The organism is Methylosinus sp. C49 (assembly GCF_009936375.1).
Classification (GTDB): Bacteria; Pseudomonadota; Alphaproteobacteria; order Rhizobiales; family Beijerinckiaceae; genus Methylosinus.
Genome location: NZ_AP022335.1, coordinates 106,248 through 128,357, shown reverse-complemented (window position 1 = coordinate 128,357; position 22,110 = coordinate 106,248). Strand labels below are relative to the sequence as shown.

Annotated in this window: 16 protein-coding genes and 1 pseudogene; 8 read left to right on the top strand and 9 right to left on the bottom strand. The window is 60.9% G+C overall.

Annotated elements, in window-relative coordinates:
* Position 1: 1 nt before the first annotated feature.
* The gene (gspM, locus tag GYH34_RS21285) at positions 2-556 is read left to right on the top strand and encodes a type II secretion system protein GspM (RefSeq protein WP_161915544.1); all 555 of its coding nucleotides are present in this window, start codon (positions 2-4) and stop codon (positions 554-556) included.
* A 623-nt stretch (positions 557-1,179) separates the two neighbouring features.
* Here gspM and GYH34_RS21280 read toward each other — a convergent pair.
* Positions 1,180-3,435 (bottom strand): tetratricopeptide repeat protein, encoded by a 2,256-nt coding sequence (locus GYH34_RS21280; RefSeq protein WP_161915543.1) that lies wholly within the window; start codon positions 3,433-3,435, stop codon positions 1,180-1,182.
* 137 nt (positions 3,436-3,572) lie between these two features.
* Positions 3,573-4,463 carry a substrate-binding domain-containing protein gene (locus GYH34_RS21275; protein WP_244635460.1) on the bottom strand — a complete coding sequence of 297 codons (891 nt, stop codon included), beginning with the start codon at positions 4,461-4,463 and terminating at the stop codon, positions 3,573-3,575.
* 830 nt (positions 4,464-5,293) lie between these two features.
* Here GYH34_RS21275 and GYH34_RS21270 point away from each other — a divergent pair.
* The 3 genes from GYH34_RS21270 (at position 5,294) to GYH34_RS21260 (ending at position 10,860) form a co-directional block, all read left to right on the top strand.
* Positions 5,294-8,365, top strand: coding sequence for a filamentous hemagglutinin N-terminal domain-containing protein (locus tag GYH34_RS21270; RefSeq protein ID WP_244635444.1), 3,072 nt, complete (start codon positions 5,294-5,296; stop codon positions 8,363-8,365).
* A gap of 33 nt (positions 8,366-8,398) precedes the next feature.
* A complete protein-coding gene (locus tag GYH34_RS21265) occupies positions 8,399-10,126 on the top strand; it encodes a ShlB/FhaC/HecB family hemolysin secretion/activation protein (RefSeq protein ID WP_161915540.1) in 1,728 nt (575 codons plus the stop codon).
* 71 nt (positions 10,127-10,197) lie between these two features.
* Positions 10,198-10,860, top strand: coding sequence for a CDP-alcohol phosphatidyltransferase (locus GYH34_RS21260; RefSeq protein WP_161915539.1), 663 nt, complete (start codon positions 10,198-10,200; stop codon positions 10,858-10,860).
* Positions 10,861-11,165: 305 nt separating this feature from the next.
* Here GYH34_RS21260 and GYH34_RS21255 read toward each other — a convergent pair whose 3' ends face one another.
* From GYH34_RS21255 to GYH34_RS21245, 3 genes are read right to left on the bottom strand one after another with little or no spacing between them, the layout of a single operon-like run.
* Positions 11,166-11,396 carry a hypothetical protein gene (locus GYH34_RS21255; protein WP_161915538.1) on the bottom strand — a complete coding sequence of 77 codons (231 nt, stop codon included), beginning with the start codon at positions 11,394-11,396 and terminating at the stop codon, positions 11,166-11,168.
* Positions 11,393-12,757 (bottom strand): HAMP domain-containing sensor histidine kinase, encoded by a 1,365-nt coding sequence (locus GYH34_RS21250; RefSeq protein WP_161915537.1) that lies wholly within the window; start codon positions 12,755-12,757, stop codon positions 11,393-11,395. Before GYH34_RS21250 ends, GYH34_RS21255 begins: the two co-directional genes overlap by 4 nt.
* Positions 12,754-13,434 carry a response regulator transcription factor gene (locus GYH34_RS21245; RefSeq protein WP_161915536.1) on the bottom strand — a complete coding sequence of 227 codons (681 nt, stop codon included), beginning with the start codon at positions 13,432-13,434 and terminating at the stop codon, positions 12,754-12,756. The genes GYH34_RS21250 and GYH34_RS21245 overlap by 4 nt, the downstream gene beginning before the upstream one ends.
* Positions 13,435-13,692: 258 nt before the next feature.
* On the opposite strand from GYH34_RS21245, the gene GYH34_RS21240 reads away from it, so the two are divergent.
* Both GYH34_RS21240 and GYH34_RS21235 read left to right on the top strand, forming a co-directional pair.
* Positions 13,693-15,924 (top strand): TonB-dependent receptor, encoded by a 2,232-nt coding sequence (locus GYH34_RS21240; protein ID WP_161915535.1) that lies wholly within the window; start codon positions 13,693-13,695, stop codon positions 15,922-15,924.
* Positions 15,925-15,933: 9 nt separating this feature from the next.
* Positions 15,934-16,767: a DJ-1/PfpI family protein gene (locus GYH34_RS21235; protein ID WP_161915534.1), complete on the top strand. Its 834-nt coding sequence runs from the start codon at positions 15,934-15,936 to the stop codon at positions 16,765-16,767.
* Between the two features lie 350 nt (positions 16,768-17,117).
* Here GYH34_RS21235 and GYH34_RS21230 read toward each other — a convergent pair.
* Both GYH34_RS21230 and GYH34_RS21225 read right to left on the bottom strand, forming a co-directional pair.
* Positions 17,118-17,790 (bottom strand): IS6 family transposase gene (locus GYH34_RS21230; protein WP_244635443.1). Its coding sequence is split into 2 segments (ribosomal slippage): positions 17,118-17,264 and positions 17,266-17,790, totalling 672 coding nucleotides; the frame shifts between segments, so codons are not numbered across the junction.
* A gap of 252 nt (positions 17,791-18,042) precedes the next feature.
* Positions 18,043-19,575, bottom strand: coding sequence for a putative sugar O-methyltransferase (locus tag GYH34_RS21225; RefSeq protein ID WP_161915533.1), 1,533 nt, complete (start codon positions 19,573-19,575; stop codon positions 18,043-18,045).
* Between the two features lie 341 nt (positions 19,576-19,916).
* On the opposite strand from GYH34_RS21225, the gene GYH34_RS21220 reads away from it, so the two are divergent.
* Both GYH34_RS21220 and GYH34_RS22120 read left to right on the top strand, forming a co-directional pair.
* A protein-coding gene (locus GYH34_RS21220; RefSeq protein WP_244635442.1) for an IS6 family transposase occupies positions 19,917-20,589 on the top strand; the annotation gives its coding sequence in 2 pieces (ribosomal slippage) (positions 19,917-20,441 and positions 20,443-20,589; 672 coding nt in all).
* A 316-nt stretch (positions 20,590-20,905) separates the two neighbouring features.
* Positions 20,906-21,357, top strand: a pseudogene (locus tag GYH34_RS22120) (transposase); the annotation flags it as partial.
* A gap of 167 nt (positions 21,358-21,524) precedes the next feature.
* Here GYH34_RS22120 and GYH34_RS21210 read toward each other — a convergent pair.
* Together GYH34_RS21210 and GYH34_RS21205 are read right to left on the bottom strand one after the other, a co-directional pair.
* A complete protein-coding gene (locus tag GYH34_RS21210) occupies positions 21,525-21,677 on the bottom strand; it encodes a hypothetical protein (protein WP_161915532.1) in 153 nt (50 codons plus the stop codon).
* Positions 21,678-21,694: 17 nt separating this feature from the next.
* Complete coding sequence (locus tag GYH34_RS21205; protein WP_161915531.1) at positions 21,695-22,078, bottom strand: transposase; 384 nt, start codon at positions 22,076-22,078, stop codon at positions 21,695-21,697.
* Between the last annotated feature and the right edge of the window lie 32 nt (positions 22,079-22,110).

Below are 22,110 nucleotides of genomic sequence, written 5' to 3'. Positions count from 1 at the left end.
CATGCGGAGCGATTTCGAGCTCGATCGCGAACAGAGTCTCGCGCTCGGCGCGCTCGCGCTTCTCTTGGCTTTCTGCGGCGCCGCTGCGGTCTTCGCCCTCGGTTCTCGGAGCGAGGCCGCCGGGGAGGCGGCGCAGCGGCGCGCCATTCTCACGCAGTTGGAGGCGGCGCAGGGCCGTAGCGGCGCCCGAGGCGGCAAAGCGGCGATCGCGCCCGACGCGGCTTTTTTCGCCGCGCCGACGCAAGGCCAAGCGAGCGCCTTGTTGCAGGCCCATCTCACGAGACTCGTCGTCGCGCAACATGCGAGCGTCACGACATCGGCCACGCAACCGACGACGCGCGAGGACACGTCCGATGTCGTGCGCCTCCGAGCGACCTTCGATTTGGGTCTCGCCCCGTTGCAGACGTTGCTCTATGAGCTCGAGACTGGCGCGCCCTATGTGTTCGTCGATGCGCTCTCCATTTCGCCACGAGGCGGCGGCCGGAGAGGCGCCGAGCCGCCGGCGCTGCGCGTCACCTTGGATTTGCGCGCTCTCTGGCGGAGGACGCAAATATGAGGCGCTTTCACCTCCTAGTCGTCCTGCTTGTCGCCGCTTGCGGCGTCGCCTCCGCCCAAGAGGCAGGAGAACGCGTCCGTCTCAACCCCTTGGCGCGTTTCGAGTTGGGGCAGTTCGTGGAGACGCTGCGACGGCCTTTGTTTTCGTCGAGTCGGCGTCCTCCTCCTCCGCCCACAGCAGCGCTCCGAGACGAGGCGCCGCCTCCGCCGCCGGAGCCACCGCGACTCACTCTGATGGGCGTCGTGACCGATTGGAGCGGCGCGCGAGCGTTGGTGAAGACCGGGCCGCCGATTCGGATGCGCAGCTTGCGGAGAGACGACGAGATCGAAGGATGGCGTGTGGTCGACATTGCGCCCCGTCGCGTGGTTTTCGGACGGGACGCGCGTCGTCATGTCGTCGCACTGTTCGCATCACCGGCTCGCCGGGCGATCACATCTCCTTTACCCGATGCCTCGGCTTCCGAGGGCGATTGAGAGTCGTCTCGGATTGGGGTGGTCGGCGTCGAGCCGTCCTGTCGTGATCGTGGCTTGTTATTCGGCGCGCCCGGTCGGCCCCCAATAGGCGTGGAGGCCACAAGAATATACTGGAGCGATCAACCGCCTGGTTTCGTGATCCCTTGCCGATTAGGGGTCAAGGCGTCGAGCCGACCCACAGACATGGTCACGCGCGGCGTCAATGTCGTCTAGTATAGAACGGTTACTGCGTGCTTTGCACCAATCTCTCCAGAGAGACATCAGTGCTGTGTCGAGGCTATCACCGAAACGGACTGGATCGTTGAGTGCGGAGATCCCGACTTTCTCGCGCAAAGTGCTTCTCAAATTCGCCAACTCCGAAGCGTTATGCGCCCATTCGACGGCCTTTTCTACATAGTCATCGAGCGAGTGCGTGCAAAATTGCTCGAGACCAGCAGCCGTGAGATGGGACGCCGCGTGCCGCCCCGCGAATGTGTCGCCGACGAGCGTAACGGTCGGCACGCCCATCCACATGGCTTCGAGCGTGGTGACTCCACCCGAATAGGGAAATGGATCAAGCGCCAGGTCCACCTTTTCGGCATACGCCTCGAGCAGCTTGTCTTGATTATGTTCGCCGACGAGGTCGACGCGATCACGCGAGAGTCCGCCACTCTCGAGAAGCCTATAGACCGCTTCCCGAGTTTTTGCTTCATGTAACCCGCCATAGACCATCAACACGCGAGAGCCCGGAACGCGATCGAGAATCCGAGACCATGCCCATCCGACTTGCGAATTGAGCTTTCCAGGTCGATTGAAACACCCGAACGTGAATGTGCCCGTTTTGAGAAACGGGAGAGGCTCGACATCTGGAGCCTTCGCTGGCGGATGGTAGCAGACGTAGCAGTCTGGTAGTCGGATAATAGGCTCGACGTAAAACTCGTCGTGTTCGGGGGGCGCCTCTACAGCGTCGGCGATGATTCCTTCGAACGTGTCCAAACCGGTGGTTCCGACATAGCCGGCCCAGCTCAATTGAATTGGCGCAGCGCGGCGAGCGAACAACGAAAGCCGATGCCCCGTTGTATGGCCGGAGAGATCAAACAGAATGTCGACTTGGTGCTCGGCGATCAATGCGGCGCATGCGGCGTCATCCAGATCGCTCAGAATATTCCATGATTTTGCAAACGCTTTATAGCGCTCGCTGAAATCGTCATCCTTGAACTTGCGCTCGGTCTTGTAACAAAATATTTCGTAACCGAGTGCAGCCAATTGCTCGAACGCGCGCAATGTCAGAAATGTCACCGCGTGACTGCGCAAATCAGCGGAAACCAATCCGATACGCGGCTTGCGCTCTGGGTTAGGGTCGTTCGTAAAAGAGAAGCGATCTTTTGCGGCGCTGGAACGAAATAGGGACGCCCATCTCTTATGGGCGGACAACAACTCGGGTTTCGTGATACCCGGCTTATGCTGGAGGGCGAACAGCGGGGCGCCTGCAACATCGACGTCGTTCGGATCGATCTCCGCTGCTTGGCGGTAGCTTTCGACCGCTTCTTCCACCCGCCCTTGCCCAAACAAGCCGAAGCCCCGCGCCACATGCGCCGGCGCGTAGCGTGGATCGATCTCGAGCGCCCGATCCACATACCTCAATCCTTCCTCATAATGGCGATAATGGATGAGGAAATTGCCGAAGATCATCTGAGGCAGGGCGATATCGGGAGCGAGCGCCGCCGCCATTTCGAAGAGCTGGCCGGCCTGCCGCTCGCGGGAGGACTTGCCGAACGCCGAGGCGAGCCGCAACATCGCATTGTAGTCTTTGCTCTCCAGCGCCGCAGCCATTGCGAGATCGGCGCGAGCTTTTTCCTCGTCTTCGCCGAGCGCATGGGCCAGGCCGCGCGCGCGATAGGCGTTCACATAGGTCTTGTCGAGGAATATCGCACGATCGAGGACGGTGATCGCTTCCAGGCGCCGTTTCTCGGTCAGCAGGGCCAATCCGAGGCTATACTGCGCGAGCGGCATTTGCGGCCAGAACAGCAATCCCTGCTCCAGATAAGGAATGCCGTCTCGCGGGCGGCCGGTTCGCGCCAGGCATGTCCCGATCTCGGCCAGCGACGAGGGATGGTTGGGCGTGATCGCGAGCTCTCGCTGAAAGGCGCCGATCGCTTCGTCGAATCGGCCGAAATGCGTCAATGCGACGCCATACGAATAGTGGACGCCTTTCATCTTCGGAGCATAGCGCGCGGCTTTTTCGAATTCGTTGAGCGCCTGCCGCCATCGCCCGAGTCGGGTCTGCGCGACACCCTGCTCGAATCGCTTGCGGCCGAGCTCTTTGTAGAACCCGGGAATCTCCACGCCCCCCAATCGTCCGAATCCTCGTTCTTCGGCTGCGGGGCCTCTCTCTGCGGACGAAAGCGATCGTGATTTCTTGGCCATTTGCAATTCCCGGCAGAACGCTCTTCATATTCGTATCTGTCGCTGGCAGGTCTCACGGAGCGGCAATGCGCGAACATCGCCGCTTCGCGTCGGCCTTCGTAGGATCAGGGGCTATCGCCCGCCGCTCCTATCGAGCCTCACTGGCCGATCGCCCAGCGATAGCAGTATTTCTTGATGATCGAGAGAGCGACGCCGGGGTAGGTCGTGCCGTTGAGGAAGCTGATGAAGCTCTCGATTTCGGCGCTCGGCGCCGGCCCATTGACCCGGATGGCGCCTTGGAGAATATGCCCGAAAGGATGCGAGCCGGCGGCGTCGGTGGTCCAGGTCGACGCGCCCGTCGCCGGATAATTCGCATCGCTGGAGCCGCCGCCTTCCGCGTAATATTCATAGGCGTAGACGGCTCCGGTGACATAGGTGTTCCACGACGCCGTGTAGGGAGCGGTCGTCGCGGCCAGGCAGACGTCCGACTTGGCGATGAAGCCATAGTCCTTGTTGCTGGTGTTGTTCAGCAGATTGTTATAGGTGCTGCCGATGTTGCCGCCGAGATAGACATGGCCTTGCGTGGCGTTGCCCGATCCGGGGAAGGGCCCGGTGCTGGTCGTGAACCCTGCGGACCAGGGGGAATCGTTCAACAGCGTATAGGCCGCGAAACCATAGGGCGCCGTCGACGGGCCCGCGATCAGCAGATCCGTCGTCACCGGATAGGGCAGGCCGCTGGTGATATTCACGGATTTAGAGGGACCCGACCACAGAACGAGGCCGCCCTCGGCGTAATTGAAAGGCGGATTGATGACGCGCGTCGAATAATTCGAATACAAATCATTCGGCGCAGCCGTATTGGCCGCCAGGAACAGGTCGTAATGGGTCGCCGTATTGGAGATGATCTGCTGCTCCAGCGTCGCGGTGGCGCCGGAAAAAAACGTCCCGGTGTACCCTTCCAATGAGCCCCACGATGCGAGCAGGTCTTGGAGAGGGAGCGTGAAATTTGCGGCTACAGCGATCGTTATGCTTGCGCGCGCCGGGATCATGGTCCCGATCAGCACGGCGGCCGTTGCGGTTGTCCGAAGGAGCGTTCTCGCTTTAATATTGAACATGACTTGCCTTTCCGTGAATATTGCGGCCTGTCGGCCTTACGCTATGTTCGCATAACGCAACTGCCCCATATGCTGCACGCTGAGCGGCCTATAATATTTGAATTACTAGGATACTGCGCCTCTAGCTCTTTATTGTCCGCCCCGCCCGATCGGCTTCGGGCCTTGGCTTCGAATTGCAACCGAGCGCGCGTCTCGGCGTGAAAGGCCTACGGCGAAGCGATATGCAAATGCACTATATAATCATTGCGGAAAACTGCAATAGAAAATATCTGGCAAAAGCTGGCTCAAATCTTGCCATATCACTCATTTGCAATAATTTCTGGCTATGGCCAAGAAACAGCGCGCCGACCGGATTTTGGTCTATTGATCGCAGCGGCGTTCCGTCTCAAACGCCAAAGATCGATGGAAGCGCGTTGGATGCATCGACCATGTCCTCGTCGCTTTGAGAAAAGCTGCTTTCCCCGTCTCAGCCGCGACTCTTCGCGACTGCAGAGCTCCGCCTTTCACAGCTTCGCCACATTTTCGCGCCGTTTGCATCATTTTTTTGCAGCACGTACGTGGTGAGTCGATGTAATCAATATACATAGCCATGGAATGAGCGACTCGTAAACTCGAACGGGGGACGGATAGCGATGAACTGCGGTAGGATCGACGCGGAGAGAAGCCCCATCCACCTCGCTTGCAACGTCCGAAGCCGCCCGCCGCGATTTCCGACAGGCCGCCTCGCTCGACGAGGCGTCTTCTCCTCCACGGCGATGGCGGCCGTGCTCGCTCTGCCGAGTTTCGCGCTGGCCAATCCGACAGGCGGCGTCGTCGTCGATGGCGCTGCGACGATCTCCTCGACGACCAATGTCACCAATGTCGTTCAGTCGACCAATCGCGCCATCATCAATTGGCAGAGCTTCTCGATCGGCCTCGGCGAAACGGTCAATTTCTACCAGCCCTCCGCGCTCGCCGTCACGCTCAACCGCGTCGTCGGCAATGAGCAGAGCGTTATCGCCGGCGCGCTCAACGCCAATGGCAAGGTGTTCCTCGTGAATTCCAACGGCATCCTCTTCACCAAGGACGCCCAAGTGAATGTCGGCGGCCTCGTCGCCTCGACGCTCGATATCTCCAATTCCAATTTCATGGCCGGGAATTACGCTTTCTCCGGCTCCTCCGCCGCCGCGATGGTCAATAAGGGGACGATCAACGCCGCCGATGGCGGCTATGTCGCTCTGCTCGGCAGGACGGTTTCCAATGAAGGGACGATCAACGCCAAATTGGGGACCATCGCGCTCGCCTCGGGCGACGCGATCACGCTCAATTTCAGCGGCGATTCGCTGCTCGATGTGACCATCGACAAGGGAACCTATGACGCGCTCGTCGAGAATAAAGGGCTGATCAAGGCCGACGGCGGCAATGTGGTGATGACCGCCAAGGCCGCCGACGCCGTTCTCTCGGCCCAAGTGAACAATAGCGGAATCATCCAGGCCCGCACCATCGGGGATCTCACCGGCGGCTCCTCATCCACGGGAAGCGTGAAGATCGGCAAGATCAAGCTGCTGGCCCAGGGCGGAACGACCAAGGTGTCCGGCACGCTCGACGCTTCCGCGCCCAATGGCGGCAAGGGCGGCACGATCGAAACTTCGGGCGAGAAGGTGACGATCGCCGATGGGACGCTCGTCACGACTGCTTCGTCAACAGGCGAAAGCGGCAATTGGATCATCGACCCGACCAATTTCGCCATCGTCTCCGGCAGCGCCGCGCAGACGACGAGTGGCGTCGGAGCCTCCACGCTTCTCTCCAATCTCGCCAATGGCAATGTCACCATCACCACTGCGGCGAGCGGCTCGGATTCGGGCGACATCAATGTCAATGCGGCGCTCGCCTGGTCGGCGAACACGCTGACGCTGAATGCGGCGAGCAATATCAACGTCAATGCGCCGATGACATGGGGCGGCTTGAGCGGGCTCGCGCTCAACGCCGGGCAAAGCGGCGTCGGCAGCATCTATGTCAATGCCGTCATGACGGCCAACGGTGCGGCTAGCTTCGCGGCGACCTATGGCAATGGCACGACCGTGACAGGGAGCATCCCGAATGGGACGACGACCGGCTTGGCCTACAGCTATACGGTTCCCGACGGGATATTCATGGCCATGAGCAACGGCGCTAATGCCGATGGCACACCGATCGCCAGCTTCGTCGGCCGCCTCGATTTCAACAGCACGGGTTCTCTGACGATCGGCGGCAAGACCTACACGGTCATCACCACATGGGCGCAGCTGGCGGCGCTGAGCGGAACGGCCTCCGGCAATTACGCTCTCGCCAGCGATTTGAGCGCTCCGACGACCGCTTTAAAATCCTCCGTGATCGGTTCGTTGACCGGAAATCTGAACGGCCTCGGTCATACGATCAGCGGACTGACAATCGCCTCGACGTCCAGCAATATAGGGCTCATCGGGCAGATCTCTGGCGGCTCTGTCGCGAACATCGGATTGCTCAATGTGAATCTCGATGGAACTTCGTTCGTTGGCGCAGTGGCCGGCCAAATGCGCGGTGGAACTATCGGGAATGTCTTTGCAACAGGCTCCATTGGCCATGCGGCCTATGATTATACAAGCGGCACGGGCTCTTCTGGCGGCCTCGTCGGGCAAGCATTCGTTTCTCCGGGGACGGCGAGCGCCGGCACGATCTTCGACTCCTGGGCCAATGTCACAATTCTAGGAGGATCGGGCCTTGGCGGGTTTATCGGCGCCAATACCGGGGCCACGATCATCAATTCTGCTGCCTATGGCAATGTGACCGGAACGGCGACTTACAATAGCGACGCCAGCGCGTCGAACAACACCTCGCAACTCGGCGGATTTGCGGGCACCAACAATGGTCTCATTGTCGACGCGAATTCTTATGGAAATGTTTCGGCCGTCAATGGCACATGGGTAGGCGGATTTGTCGGGGCCAACAATATCCTCTCGACTTACGCCAATCGTGTCGGAAGAATTGTCGATTCTAATTCCTACGGTGACGTAAGTATAACGTTCGACGCCACGGCCAAGGAAATCGGCGGCTTTGCCGGCGTCAATTATGGATATATCACGCGATCGTCAGAATATGGCGATATAAATCTCTATATACCGGAGAATTTAAATTGGTCTAATATATCAAATATATCTTTTATTGGCGGCTTCGTCGGCCACGATTATGGCTATACATCAGATAATTCCGTCTATGGACGCATATATCTCCACGGGCATACCTCTAAATTCTATTTGGTCGGCTCGTTCGCCGGTGCGCTCGGAGATACCTTCACCGCCGGACACGAGCAGAACAACAATGTGATCTGTAACAGCGCTTGCGACACTCTACCGCCTCCTATCCCTCTCCAATCGCCAAACTCCACTTCAACCGGCATGATTGTCCGCAATCTCCCGGCCGAGGCCGCGGCGGCGGCCGCCGCCGCACAGGCGGCGCAAGCCGCGGCGCAGCGCGTGGCGGCGGCGAGCGGCGCCGGCAATGTCGTCTCCGATGAGGCGAACAGGACCGCGAGTTCGCCCGAGAGAGGGGCCAAGCGCAGCCTCGCCAGCGCCGGCAAGCAAGCCGTCAACGCCCAGGAATCCACTGACTTCGATGACAGTGTGAAGGGCGCGCCATCGGCGCAATCGGAGCTTCCTCCCGCCCGCGCCCATGCGCGTCGAGACACGGCGAAAGTCGCGAGCGCCGGCGGCCGCAAGGTGCGCGGGACAGCGCCCGGCGCCGGTTATGGCGCGCATATTCGCAGCATAGACGTCGACGGCCAACGTTTCGATCTCGGCAATGGCGGCAAGATCTCTGCGCCCGCCCCGAAGGCCCAATAAGACGCACCCGGACCCAGAAAGGTCGATCCTCAGATGAATTTCCGTCGTCTGCTCCTCTCCTGCGCCGCCGCGAAGGCGCTCCTGCTCGCCGCGCCTCAGGCCTTCGCGCAGAGCGCCCCCACGCCCGTGCTGCCTTACAATGTCGGCGCCGCCGTCCGCGAGGCGGATGACGCGCGCCAAGCGCCGCCGCCACGCGAGAGAGCCGCGCCGACGCTGCCGCAGCTCGCCGAGCCGCGCTTCACCCTCGCCAGCAAGGAGACGCTCTTCGTCAAGCATTTCATCGTCGAAGGGCCGCTCCTCGTCGAAGAGTCCGAGCTGCGTGAAATTCTCGCGCCCTATGAGGGCCGCAAGCTCACGCTCGGCGACATCTATGGCGCCGCCGACAAGGTCACTCTGCTCTACCGAGCGAAAGGCTATTTCGTCGCCAAGGCCTATCTGCCCGCGCAGGATGCGCGCAGCGGCTCCTTGAAGATCAAGCTCGTTGCCGGAAAATACGGCAGCGTGCTCGTCAAGAACTCTTCCGCCGTCGACACGGGCTTCCTGCAAAACGTCGTCGATACGGCGTTGGAGGACCAGACGTTCATTCACAAGGATGCGCTCGAACGCGCGCTGCTGCTCGTCTCCGGTCTCCCCGGCGCCGGCGTGCCGCGCATCGTGGTCTCGCCCGGCAAGGCTCAGGAGACGTCCGACTTCCAATTCGAGGCGCCGGAAGGAAAGCGCATCGAAGGCTATCTGCTCGGCGATAATTTCGGCTCGCCCTATACGGGTCGCGATCGTCTGAACGGCGGCTTCAACATCAATTCCCCGCTCGGCTTCGGCGATCGCCTCACCGGCTCCGCCATCGTGTCCGAGCGGGCCGCTCTCGCCAATGGGCGCATCGCCTATTCCTTCCCGCTCGGGCCGGACGGCCTGCGCGCCGAGATCGGAGCCTATCGCACCACATATGCGCTCGGCGGCGCCTATAAGGACCTGGACGCCACCGGCAGCGCCTATGCGGTCACGGGAACGCTGAGCTATGCGCTGATCCGCCAACGCGAGGAGAGCGTCTCGCTCTGGGCGAACTTCACCCACAAATGGCTGAACGACAAAATCGCCGACACCTCGACCGCCAACCGCAACATTGCACTCGGCACGCTGGGCGTGACGCGCGACACGGCGCAGGCGCTCTTCGGCCTGCCGCTGGCGACGAGCTCGACGCTCTCCTTCACCTCGGGCTATGTGAATTATCTCGACGTGACGCAGAAGGTTCAGAACCGCGCCGGCGCCGATACGGTCGGCAATTTCTATCGCATCAATCTCTCGGTGAATGCGACGATCGCGCTCGATGAGAAGCTCTCTCTGTCGACCAATCTGCGTGCGCAAAAGGCGCTCTACGGCAATCTCGACACCAGCGAGCAATTCAGCCTCGGCGGCTTCTGGGGCGTGCGCTCCTTCGACGAAGGCCTCGCCGGCGACAGCGGCTATATCGTAACGCCGGAACTGAAATATGCGCTGCCGCAGATCGAGAATTACCGCCATGCGCTGGGCGTCTTCACCGACATAGGCGGGGTGTGGCTGGAGAATGGCTCCTATACGACGACGCAGCGCAGCTACACGGGCGTCAATGATGTCGGCGTCGGCTATTACGCGACCTATGACATAGGCGGCGGCAGCCTGCTGGTGCTGAAGGCGCAGGCCGCGCATACCTATGGAACGAACAGCGGCGCGACCGCTTACGACCGGCACACCAAGGGCTTGTTGCAGGTCGGGTTCACCTTCTGAGCAAGGGAGCGTCAGCCGACAGGTCGAACGAAGGAAAGATCGGCGCGTAAAAAGAACAAAAGGAGTGCAGCGTGGCGTATCTCGTAAGCGAGCATGGCGAACGGTTCGATCGGAGATTCCTCGCCGCGAGCGAACAAAAGCTCGCCGACGTGATCCTCGCGGCGCTGCCAGACTCGGTCACGCCTCTGCGCCTGACCAAGATCGGCGTCATAGGCGGCGTTGTCGCAGCGGCCGCGCTCGTCGGCTGTCGCTCGTCGCTTGCGTGGCTACCGGTCTTCGTCGCCGGAATATTCCTCAATTGGCTCGGAATGGCGCTCGACGGGCCGCTCGCCCGACGCCGCAATGAGACCGATCGGCGGCTCGACTTCATCGGCCAGACCAACGACCTCTTGTCGCAAGTCCTTCTCATCGTGATGTTCGGCGTGTCGCCATTTCTATCGCTTCAGTCCTCCTTGGCCGTTCTCGCCTGCTATCTGCTGTTCTCGGCCTATAATTACGTGCGCACGATCGCGCTTCACGCGCGGCCGATGAGCTACATCGGTCTCGGCCCGACCGAATTTCGCATTCTCATGGCCGCGTGGCCCTTCGTCGCGCACACCGGGGGGATCGACGCGGCCACGAATGACGCCGCGGCTCGGCTGGATACGGCGATTCTGATCCTCGCCGCGATCGGAGTTGCGGGACTTGCCGTGAAGGCCCTCTCCGACGCCCGGCAGATCTCCGAAGAGGAGTGACGCCGGAGAAGCATAGGGCGCCCCCAGGCGGCCGTAAGGCCCGGAAACTCGTCGGCGGACCTTCCCCCGGGTCACGCGAAAGCTCAACCGACCGTCTCCGCGACGGTCCGTGAAATCCAGACAAAGCGGACCCTCCGGTCGTCCACGACGAACGTCTCCATATGGCGCATCCTCCCCCGTAGAGCGACCGAGGAACTCTGACCTTAGCGGCCCTGTGGCTCCCATCCCCGATGTCCGATCGCGCCGATCGCAGAATTTAGTCGCCGCCGGGCGGGAGCGCGTGAGATTTCGTAATCTCGCCGCCATCAACGATCGGGCATTTGAAGGCGTGGATGTCGATCGGCCGGCTCATCAATATCATCGCCCGTACCATTGATGCGAGCCTCTGCCTCGAACTCGATTTCCCCGTCGAAAGAGAGCCCATGGTTGCTGTGGCGGTTCGAGCCGCGCCAGTCCCAAACATATGCTGTTCGGTATTGGACCCCGTCGCGACGGCGCGTTTCCTGCCCGTGCCGATGGCGATCGCCGCGGATCATGGCGCTCCGCGATGTGGCAGCGCGAGGCCAAAGGTCGCGCCCCCACCCGGCGTCTCTGTGACGAAGACGCCGCCGCCCTGCTTTTCCGCGAGCTCCTTGACGATGGAGAGGCCGAGACCGGAGCCGCGGGTCGCCTCGGTCCCGCGCCAGAATGGCTCGAAGACGAGCTCCCGTTCGCTGGCCGCGATCCCTTCGCCATGGTCGGCGACCTCCAGGCTGGCGTCGGCGCGCACGCGAAGCTCGATCGTTCCACCGACGGGTTCGGCGCGCAGGGCGTTATTGATGAGATTGGACAGCATGCATTCGAGCGCTTGCCGATTGGCGCGGACAATCACCGGCGTCGCCGGGGGATCGAAGGCGATCGCCCGTCCATTGTCGACGAACAATGGCAGATAGTCGGCGATCATATGGCGGGCGAGCGCGCCGAGATCTATGTCCTCGGCGACGAGGCATCCACGCTCCGCCCCGCGGGCGAGAACCAGCAATTGCTCGACGATGGACTGCATGCGCCGAATGTCGCGGGCGAGATCGCCGAGAAAGCCCGGCTCGCTCGGCGCATCGAGCCGTGCGCGCAAAATCGCGATCGGCGTGAGCAGCTCATGCGCGGCATTGGCCGTGAAGCGCCGCTGCCGCCTGGCGCCGTCCTCGAGCCGAGCCAGAGCGGCGTTGATCGCGTCGAGCAAGGGCGCGATCTCCTTGGGCGCCTTCGCAGCGTCGATTCGCTGGTCGATGGAGAAAAGGTCGATCTTCCCGAGCCGCTCCTTCGCCGCATAGAGCGGAGCCAAGCCGTAGCGCGTCGCCAGCCAGGCGCTGAGGATCGCAAACAGGACGAAGGGCGAGAAAGGGATGAGCTGCGCTACATCCGAATGCACTCGCATCACGGCGATGAGGTCTTCCAGATGCATCGCGTAGCCGTGGATCACCATCGAATAGGGCGGCGCCAGCTGCATATGGACGCCGCGCGCATCGGGATCGGGGTCGTTCGGAAGCCGGAAATAGTTTTTGATGGCGATGATCCCGCCACCGCTCGGCAAGACGCGCGCGAGCTCTTCCGACGAGCCGGCGAGCACCGCGCCGCTGCGATTGTCGATGATCGCGAAACGAAAATTCGGATTGCGGGCCTGATAAGCGCGCAGCGCGGGCGTCGACTCGATATGGCCGGAGCCGTCCGGCTCTCTCGTCAGCGCGTTCTCGACCACCTCGATCGCGTGGAACTCCGCCCAGACGGCGTTGGAATCGGTCGCCGCGAGGCCCAGATAGGTAACGAGAATCGTCGTGCTCGGCCATACGAGAAACAAGACGATCAGCTCCGACACGGTGATGCCGAGCACGAAACGCGCGAGCAGCGACGGACTCCTCATCGCTCCTTCCGCTCCGTCAGCAAATAGCCGACATCGCGCGCGGTATGAATCTCGACGCCGGCGTCGAGATCGAGCAGCCGGCGCCGCAGGCGCGAGACCAGCATGCTGAGCGCCGTTGCTTGCACATCGTCGGCGAATCCGTAAATCTCGGAGAGCAGCCGATCGCGCAGCACGGCGCGCCCGGCGTTGAGCAGCAGAATGTCCAGCAAGGCGCGCTCGCGCTTGTGAAACAGAACATTCGCGCCATTTATGCTGACGTCGTGCGTCTCGGGATGAAAGACGATGCGGCCGACCGCGATCGGCGGCGGCGCCTCTCCGCCCGGCCGCCGCAGACAGGCGCGCACGCGCGCGATCAGCTCATTGGCGTCGAAGGGCTTGGTTACATAATCGTCGGCGCCGGCGTCGAGCCCTTCGATACGATCTTCGACAGCGTTGCGCGCTGTCAGCATCATTATGCGGATCGACGGCTGAGCGCGGCGAATCTCCGGCAATATAGAGACCGCGTCGCCGTCCGGAAGACGACGATCGAGCAGTACGAGCGAATATTTGTGCTGCCGCAGCGCCTCCATCGTCTCGTCGAGCGAGCCGACGCGATCAGCGACAAAGCCCGAGCGCGCGAGCTTTCCCGCGACGAGCTTGGCCATCTCCGGCTCGTCCTCCACCATCAGAACCCGCATCTCTCGGCGCCGCCTCGCGTCAATCGGGAGCGGCGATTATCGCGGCCGATTGTGGCGGAGGCAAGCGGGCGCGAGCGTGACTGTTGCGCCGGCGCCACAGTCCTCGAAAAGCCACGGAGGCGCCGCTCACGTTACATTCGGGTTAAGCGGCGCCCTTAGAGCGCTGCTCAGAGGGTGCGAGGGGCTGGCGGGCTTCTTTCCCCTAATCGAACGCCGAGACATCACGCCGTCGAGAGAGCGGCGACCAGGAGGCCACAAATGAATCGTCGCTTTTCCCTGCGATCGGTCGGCGCGCTCGCCCTCGCCGCGGCCGGCTTGCCCGGCGCCGCCGCGCAGGAGGCGCTGCCGCCCATCTCCATCGCCGCCGAAGAGCGGCGCCCGGCGGCTGCCAAGACCGCGAAGAATGTCGATGAGACCACGGCCGGACCCGTGCGCGGCTATCAGGCGTTTACCGCGCGCGTCGCCCGCATGGCCGCGCCGCTCAAGGAGCTGCCGCTCTCCGTCATTGTCGTCCCACGCAAGCTCATCGACGATCAGAACGCCGTCTCGCAGGCCGAAGCGTTCCGCAATGTCTCCAACCTCACGCCGCTCGATCCGCTGTTCCCCGGCGGCCTCGGCGTCAAGCTGCGCGGCATGGACGCCGAGCGCTACATCGACGGATTGCCGAATTATTTCGATTTCGGCGTCCGCGATCTTCTCGTCAATGTCGAGCGGGTCGAGGTTCTGAAGGGTCCGGCCAATATTCTGTTCCAAGGCGGAGGAAGCCCTGTCGGAGGCGTCGTCAACGTCGTGTCGAAGCTCCCCACCCCGGATCGGTTCGCGGAAGTCGGCGTGCGCGCCGGCGGCTATCGCTACGGCAGTCCCTATGTCGACATCAATCAGCCGCTCAACGACGCCAAGACATTGCTGTTCCGCTTCACCGGCCAGTTCGAGACGACGCATTCGAACATCGACACCATCCACCGCCAGAGCTACACGCTCGACCCGACGCTGACGATCACCAACAACGAGGGGACCTCCCTCTCTCTGCAAGGCCATGTCACGCGGCGCCTGCAGCAGGATTATCCGGGCCTGCCCGCCATCGGCTCGGTCGATCGTTCCTTCTATTCCATTCGCCGCACGGCCTTCCTCGCCAATCCCGGCCTTCCCGTCACCTCCACGGAATCGCAAGCGGTCACTGCGCGCTTCGATCACGCTTTCGACGAGACCTTCTCCACTTTCACTTCGGCGCGCTATGGCGTCTCGAAGATCCACGAGCCCTCGCAGCTCATTTTCGGCAACGAGCCGACCGCGATCGATTTCGCTCCTTTCGGCGTCTATGGCGGTCCGTCGCAATTCTATGTAGCGAACGACATCCTCGACGATAAGGTCACCGAATTCTCGATCACCTCCAATTTCGTCGCGAAATTCGACTATGGTCCGACCAAGAACCGGCTGCTCGTCGGCGGCGACTTCAGTCGCATCACCGATCACGGCGTCATGGCGGGCAATAATGCGACAGATCTCGATCCCGTCTTCGGCGCCTTCGGCCTGTCGCAGCTGATCGATTTCCGCACGCCTTTCGTGCCGCCGTTTCGATTGCCGGTCGAAGGCGCGCCGGACACGGTGGTGTACACGAAGGTGAACAACAGCTATCAGAACGCCGGAGCGAGCGTTCAACTGCAGTCGACGATTTTCGACCGCCTGCATTTCCTCGGCGCCTTGCGTGTCGCCACGGTCGACATGCACTTCACCGAGCAGGCCGTCACGCCGTGGAAGCACTATGACGCGAGCGCGATGCGCGTCCTGCCGCGCGTCGGCGCGACCTATGATGTGACGGACTGGCTGTCGGTCTATGGCGGCTATTCGGAAGGTCTGCGCGGCGTCAGCTATTTCTCGGGCCCCAACGACGCGCCGCCCAAGCCCGAAGGCTCACGCCAATTCGAAGGCGGCGTAAAGCTCGACGGCCTGTTCGGCCTCTCGGGAACGCTCGCCTATTTCGACTTGACCCGCACCAATGTGCCGACCTCGGCGTCCGGTTCCGTCACTCAGACACAGACCGGCGAGCAGAATGCACATGGATTCGAAGCCGATCTCGTCTGGCAGCCGACGCAGAACCTCTCCTTCCTGGGCAGCTTCGCGCACACCGACGCCAAAGTGACGCGCGACGAGAATTTGCAGCTCGTGAATGCGCGCCTCGCCGGCACGCCGATCGACTCCGGACGCTTCTGGGGTCACTACGCCTTCGACGGCGCGCTGCAGGGCTGGTCCTTCGGCGCCGGCTTCTACGCCGCCTCATCCTCGCGCGTCGAGCTCGGCCGCACTTGGACGACGCCGGGCTACATCACCTTCGACGCCGATCTCGCCTACAAGCACGAGTATTTCACCTTCTCGATCGCCGCCAAGAATCTCGGCGATCGACACTATTACATTCAATATCCCTATCTCGCCGGGCGCGTCGCGCCGGGCGAGGGGCGGACATTCTTCGCCACCGTTTCCGTCAAAATGTAGGAGGGTCCATTGGACACGCTCGATCGCCGCCGCTTCGGCGAAGCCTTGGTCGCATTCGCCGCGCTCGTCGCCGGCGGCGCGCTCGATGCGCGTGCGGCGCAGAAGGTCACTGCCGATCACGACATGTCGAACATGCCGGCCTCGTGGTCCGGCAATGAGAAGATCGGCTTTCTGATCTATCCCGAGTTCACCGCGCTCGACATGATCGGCCCGCATTACATGCTCACCGGGCTGATGGGCGCGACGGCTTTCGTGATCGCCAAGAGCAAGACGCCGGTTGTCAGCGATACGGGATTGACGCTGACGCCGGACGCGAGCTTCGACGATGCGCCGGTCGATCTCGATATTCTCTGCGTGCCGGGCGGCGCCTCCGGCACGCTCGCCGCCATGCAGGACGAGGCGACGTTGCGCTTCATCAAAAGCCGCGGCGCGCGCGCGAAATATGTCACATCGGTGTGCACGGGCTCGCTTCTGCTCGGCGCGGCGGGCCTGCTCGACGGCTATCGCGCGACGTCGCATTGGTCGACGAAGCCGCTGCTGCCGATCTTCGGCGCGACGCCGACGTCCGGCCGTTTCGTGCGCGATCGCAATCGCATCACCGCGGAGGGCGTGACGGCGGGCCTCGATTTCGCCCTGGCTCTGGTCGGCGAATTGCGCGACCGCACTTACGCCGAGGGCGTGCAGCTCATCGCGCAATATGCGCCGGAGCCGCCCTTCGACGCGGGCCAGCCGGAACGGGCGCCTGCGGCGGTCAGAACGATGATGGAAGAGATGTTCGCCGGGTTCCGGGCCTCCGCCGATCGGTTCGGCCGCGAAGCGTTCGTGAAATCGAAGGCGTTCTGACGTGGCGAAGGAGAGGCGCGGAAAACAGATGCCGAATGACAAATGTGTTCGACGCCGGTGAGAAATTCTGGTCTCATCCGCCAAATGGAGATCGACGACAGCGGCGATCCGAAATTCCTGATGGCTCAGATCAACGAGCTCACCGAGCTGTGGCCGAAAGTGGGTGATGACTGCGTGAGGAAGGCTGCGTAACGGGGTCAGTGACCGAACCTCCCGAAGGAGCGTTACGCCATATCCGAGAAAAATGTTGTCGCCTTCAAACAGGAAGGCGGAATCGACGATCCACTCACGGAAAGGTTCTGTCGCAAATTTTGTCTACAGGCGCACCGGTCAAGTGAGAATGACGTGGCTCAGGCGGCGAGGGAATAGAATTGCTGCGCGGGACGCATTTCGTTCGTCGTTCGCATTTGCCCCTTTCGGATCATGTGCATCAACTCGATCCCGGAAAGCGTCGCGGCAGCCGATCGAAATGATTTGAAACCCAGCGTCGGACGCGTCACGCAGTTTCACTGCTCGATGGTCCTGCTCGACGATATTATTGAGATATTTGACGCGCCGGATTTCGATGTCCGCTTCATGCTCCTCATTGTAGCTTTGGATCGCCGCTGTGTTGGCTTCGCTCTTGTCGATCGTTATCTTCTTCGGCTCGCCGTGCTGGCCGATCGCTTTGCGCAAGAAGCGTAACGCGGCTTTGCAGTCCCTCTTGGCCGTCAGAAAGAAATCGACCGTCGCACCCGCTTTGTCGACCGCCCGATACAGATATTTCCAGCAGCCTTTGACTTTCACATAAGTCTCATCGAGACGCCAGCTCGACCCGACAGCGCGCTTGCGAGCACGAAACTCCTTCTCCAGCAAAGGCGCATATTTCGCGACCCAGCGGTTGAGCGTGGAATGGTCGACCTCGACGCCGCGCTCTTCCATCATTTCCTCGAGCTGACGATAGCTCATCGGATACGCCACATACCAGCGGACGCCCCATAGGATCACGTCGCGTTCAAAATGGCTGCCCTTGAAATCGATCATCACGCTATCCCGCCTGCCTCAGCCCCGCGATCATAGCCCCAACCGGCCCGCGAGAAAAAATTCGCGACAGGCCCTGCGCGGAAGAGCGCGCTAATGTGATCGGGGCAAGGGATCAGCGGACAACATCAGGGCCAGCGGGCGAAGTTCCGCTGCGAAAGGCCGAAGACATGACCGCGCTCACGAACCATCGCAGAGATCTCAAAGTCGCCTTGACGGGAAGGCGCCGTCCAGACATGACATCGCCCAGTAGCGTTAGTGCCGCTCAAAACTCACTCCCTTCCCTTCCCGCAAATTGAACGCGAGATTCTTCATTTTGAGCAGCTTCGATGGCTTATATCCGGAAATGCCACTCAACTTTTTGCGCAGCACATCGTTCCGAAGCGAATAGGCAACGCGCGCGAGCCCCAGCGGATAGGAACCCAAACGCTGCAATTCCTCCACCATAAATTGGGTCCGGGTGCCACAGCGGAATGGACCACTCAGCCGGGCATGCCCCATCTGCGACAGCAGGAACAGCGCAGTTGCCTCCGCCACGTGTGACGATGCGCCAGATAGATACTCTTCCAAATAAGTGGCAGCAACGGCGCGGGTGCAGAAAAAGGCGCACAACCCCTTAAGATAGGTGACGCTGACACGCAGATCGTTATCCTGAAATTCGCCAAAAATGGCGATCTTCCTGGAAAAATCCCGGATTTCGGTAAATGCTTTGACCTCGTCGAGAAAACGCTTCTGCTCCTCGCTCCAAGCGCTGTTTGCAAAAGCCCGACTGATAGGCTTCAATTCGTCGTGAAGCCCAAGCGCATAAAGCTCGCAAAGCCCGTCGAAATACTTCCACTGTACATTTGGCTGCTCGAAACTGCGGGGCGTAAGCACCAGTCGGTGCGAATGGTCCGCGAATAACGTCGACGGTGTCTTCATCGGCTCTAGCGTTAGTACGTCCATCTGCTCATAGCCGTATTCCGACGCACGTTGAACGCCAGTGCTCGATCTGCGATGTCCGTTCTTCGTAAAGAAGCAGCCTCCCGGTCGCAAATGGCTCGCAACCCATGACACGTAGGCCTTAGCCGCCTGCGCCGGCATTTCGCCCATACTGTCCGTATTGATCGCAAGATCAAAAGTCTGCGCATCCAACCCCCGGATGTTCCCGGCGGTGACAAAGGTCAGTCCTGCAAAGTCATCCGGAGGAAGCTCGCCCGAGCTGGACACTACCCGAAAAGGAATTTCCGGAAAATTCTGAGTAAGATAAAAGGCACCAAATTGCAGGTTCGCGGGCAAGTCGATTATCGTATAGCTCTTCGCAACTCCGGCGCGAATAAGCAGGGACGCCAGCCCGCCATAGCCCGCGCCGATTTCCAGTATCCGCAATCCTTGCCATCCCAACAGGGGCTTGATCAGCTCTTCGACATCAAGGAAAAGGCTCAGATTCTCGAGGTAGGCGGTGTTGCACGCCAACCCCTCGAATTCGAATATGGTCGGCGTCCCAACCAAGGAAAGCGGATTGCGCTGAAGCTCTTCCGCACGGATATAATCGGCGTGATATCGTGCCAAGCGCTCCTTTTCCGCTACATCGAGACATTTGGCTGCCGCGCCATCGATAACAGAGGCACCATCACTGAGAAAGACCGCAAAATCATTAAACTCGACCGCGGGAGAGCGATGCGCGAACAGAGTCTTCCAAATGGGCGAAACTTCGGAAAATGCGTTAGACTCTTCATGAATAAAGCTGTCTCGAATGCGCTCTAAAACAGACTTAAAACGCACTAAACAGTCATTCGCGTAAATCATAATTGCACCTTATAATTTGAAGCGCTCTTTCTCGATTGAGAGTCTCGGTACTTCTAGTCTTCCTCCATCGGCTAGTCGCCAAAATCTTTCATATTCCTCCATCTGATTAGATATCGTAATGCAGTTCCCTAGCCTTTTGTTTCAAGGTAAATCTGACCCAACGGACGGGTTTTGGCAAGCCCGCAGCGACCGCAATTGGTTCTTCCTCACTTCCTGTTGCAGTGGCCGCTACAGAAGAAGCAGGCCCGCACGGAGAAGTCCTGGTCGGGCTCTGTCGCGAATTTTTTCTCGCGGGCCGGTTGGGGCTATGATCGCGGGGCTGAGGCAGGCGGGATAACGTGATGATCGATTTCAAGGGCAGCCATTTTGAACGCGACGTGATCCTATGGGGCGTCCGCTGGTATGTGGCGTATCCGATGAGCTATCGTCAGCTCGAGGAAATGATGGAAGAGCGCGGCGTCGAGGTCGACCATTCCACGCTCAACCGCTGGGTCGCGAAATATGCGCCTTTGCTGGAGAAGGAGTTTCGTGCTCGCAAGCGCGCTGTCGGGTCGAGCTGGCGTCTCGATGAGACTTATGTGAAAGTCAAAGGCTGCTGGAAATATCTGTATCGGGCGGTCGACAAAGCGGGTGCGACGGTCGATTTCTTTCTGACGGCCAAGAGGGACTGCAAAGCCGCGTTACGCTTCTTGCGCAAAGCGATCGGCCAGCACGGCGAGCCGAAGAAGATAACGATCGACAAGAGCGAAGCCAACACAGCGGCGATCCAAAGCTACAATGAGGAGCATGAAGCGGACATCGAAATCCGGCGCGTCAAATATCTCAATAATATCGTCGAGCAGGACCATCGAGCAGTGAAACTGCGTGACGCGTCCGACGCTGGGTTTCAAATCATTTCGATCGGCTGCCGCGACGCTTTCCGGGATCGAGTTGATGCACATGATCCGAAAGGGGCAAATGCGAACGACGAACGAAATGCGTCCCGCGCAGCAATTCTATCCCCTCGCCGCCTGAGCCACGTCATTCTCACTTGACCGGCGCGCCTGTAGAAAAAATTTGCGACAGAACCTGCGTTCGCGCACATCTTGAAGATGTGTAGATAAAATCTCGGCGTGATGCACAATCTTGTCGACTGCGTCTTCGCCGGCTACGCTGGCCGAGGTCAAAGCTGTCATCAACGTTCCAGCATTCCTGTGACGGTCAGAGGGCGCTTTGACGCCCCTAGAGCGTCAGACATAGCCACGATTCTCCAAACACGTCCAGCGATTTTGAGTGAGCTATGGCCGAAAGTGGGTGATGACTGCGTGAGGAAGGCTGCGTAACGGGGTCAGTGACCAAACCTGCCCGAACCTCCCGAAGGAGTGTTACGCCATATCCGAGAAAAATGTTGTCGCCTTCAAACAGGAAGGCGCAATCGACGATCCACTCACGGAAATCCTGCGTTCCGGCGCGAAGCGGCTGATCGAGCAGGCCGTCGAGGCGGAGTTCGCCGCGTTTTTGGCGTAGCACGCCGATCTGAAGCTGCCGGATGGGCGCCAGCGCGTCGTTCGTCACGGCCATGATCCTGTCCGTGCGATCCAGACGGGCATTGGGCCTGTCGAGGTGGAAAAGCCAAAGGCGCGCGCTCGCGGCGCTGGCGACGACGAGCGCATCCGCTACCCCTCGTCGATCCTGCCGAAATGGGCGCGGCGCACGAAGAGCCTCGACGTTCTCCTGCCGGCTCTTTATCTGCGCGGCGTTTCGACCGGCGATTTCCACGATGTGCTGACGGCCTTGCTCGGCAAATGTCCGGCCTTTCGGTGCGGCGCATACGTCCGCTGGCCTTGATGAAGTCCGACGCACTGGCTCCCTATCATTGGAGCGAGCTTTACGCTCGTGCTCGGCATCAGGGTGTTCCAGGCATTCGGTCACGACCGTGTCGTTCATCACGTTTCGAAGCGCTGACCAAACTAGAACTTGAGGCCCCCTCTGTCTCCGACCAGGACGAAGCTTTCGCCGGTCTTCATCATCGCCCGGACGATCCGGGCCAGCTTATTGGCCAGGGCCACCGTGACCAGTCGCGCCGGCTTCTTCGCCAGCAGCGCGACGATCCAGTCTCGCAAGGCGCCTTTGCGTTTGCCTACGCCGTGCAGCAGCGAGGTTGCCCCAAGACAAGCGATTTCCTGATGTATCGGTTGCCCTGCTTGGTGATGCCCCCGAGCGTCTGCTTGCCGCCGCTGGAGTTTTGCCTCGGCGTGAGACCGAGCCAGGCGGCAAAATCGCGCACCGATTTGAACACGCTCGGGTCGGGCACGCTGGCTGAGATCACCGAGGCGATGATTTTCCCGACGCCGGGAACCCGGTCGAGCAACCGGCTCACTTCGCATTTCGCATGGGCGCGGCCGATTTGCTTTTCCAGATCGTCGATCGATTTGTCGAGCCCTTCGAGATGTTGGGCTAGAATATTCACGGCCGCCTTGGCGACCTCGGGAAGGGTCGTATCGCTTTCGGCCAGTTCGAGCAACTCGTCGACGCGGCCGAGCCCAATGACCGGAG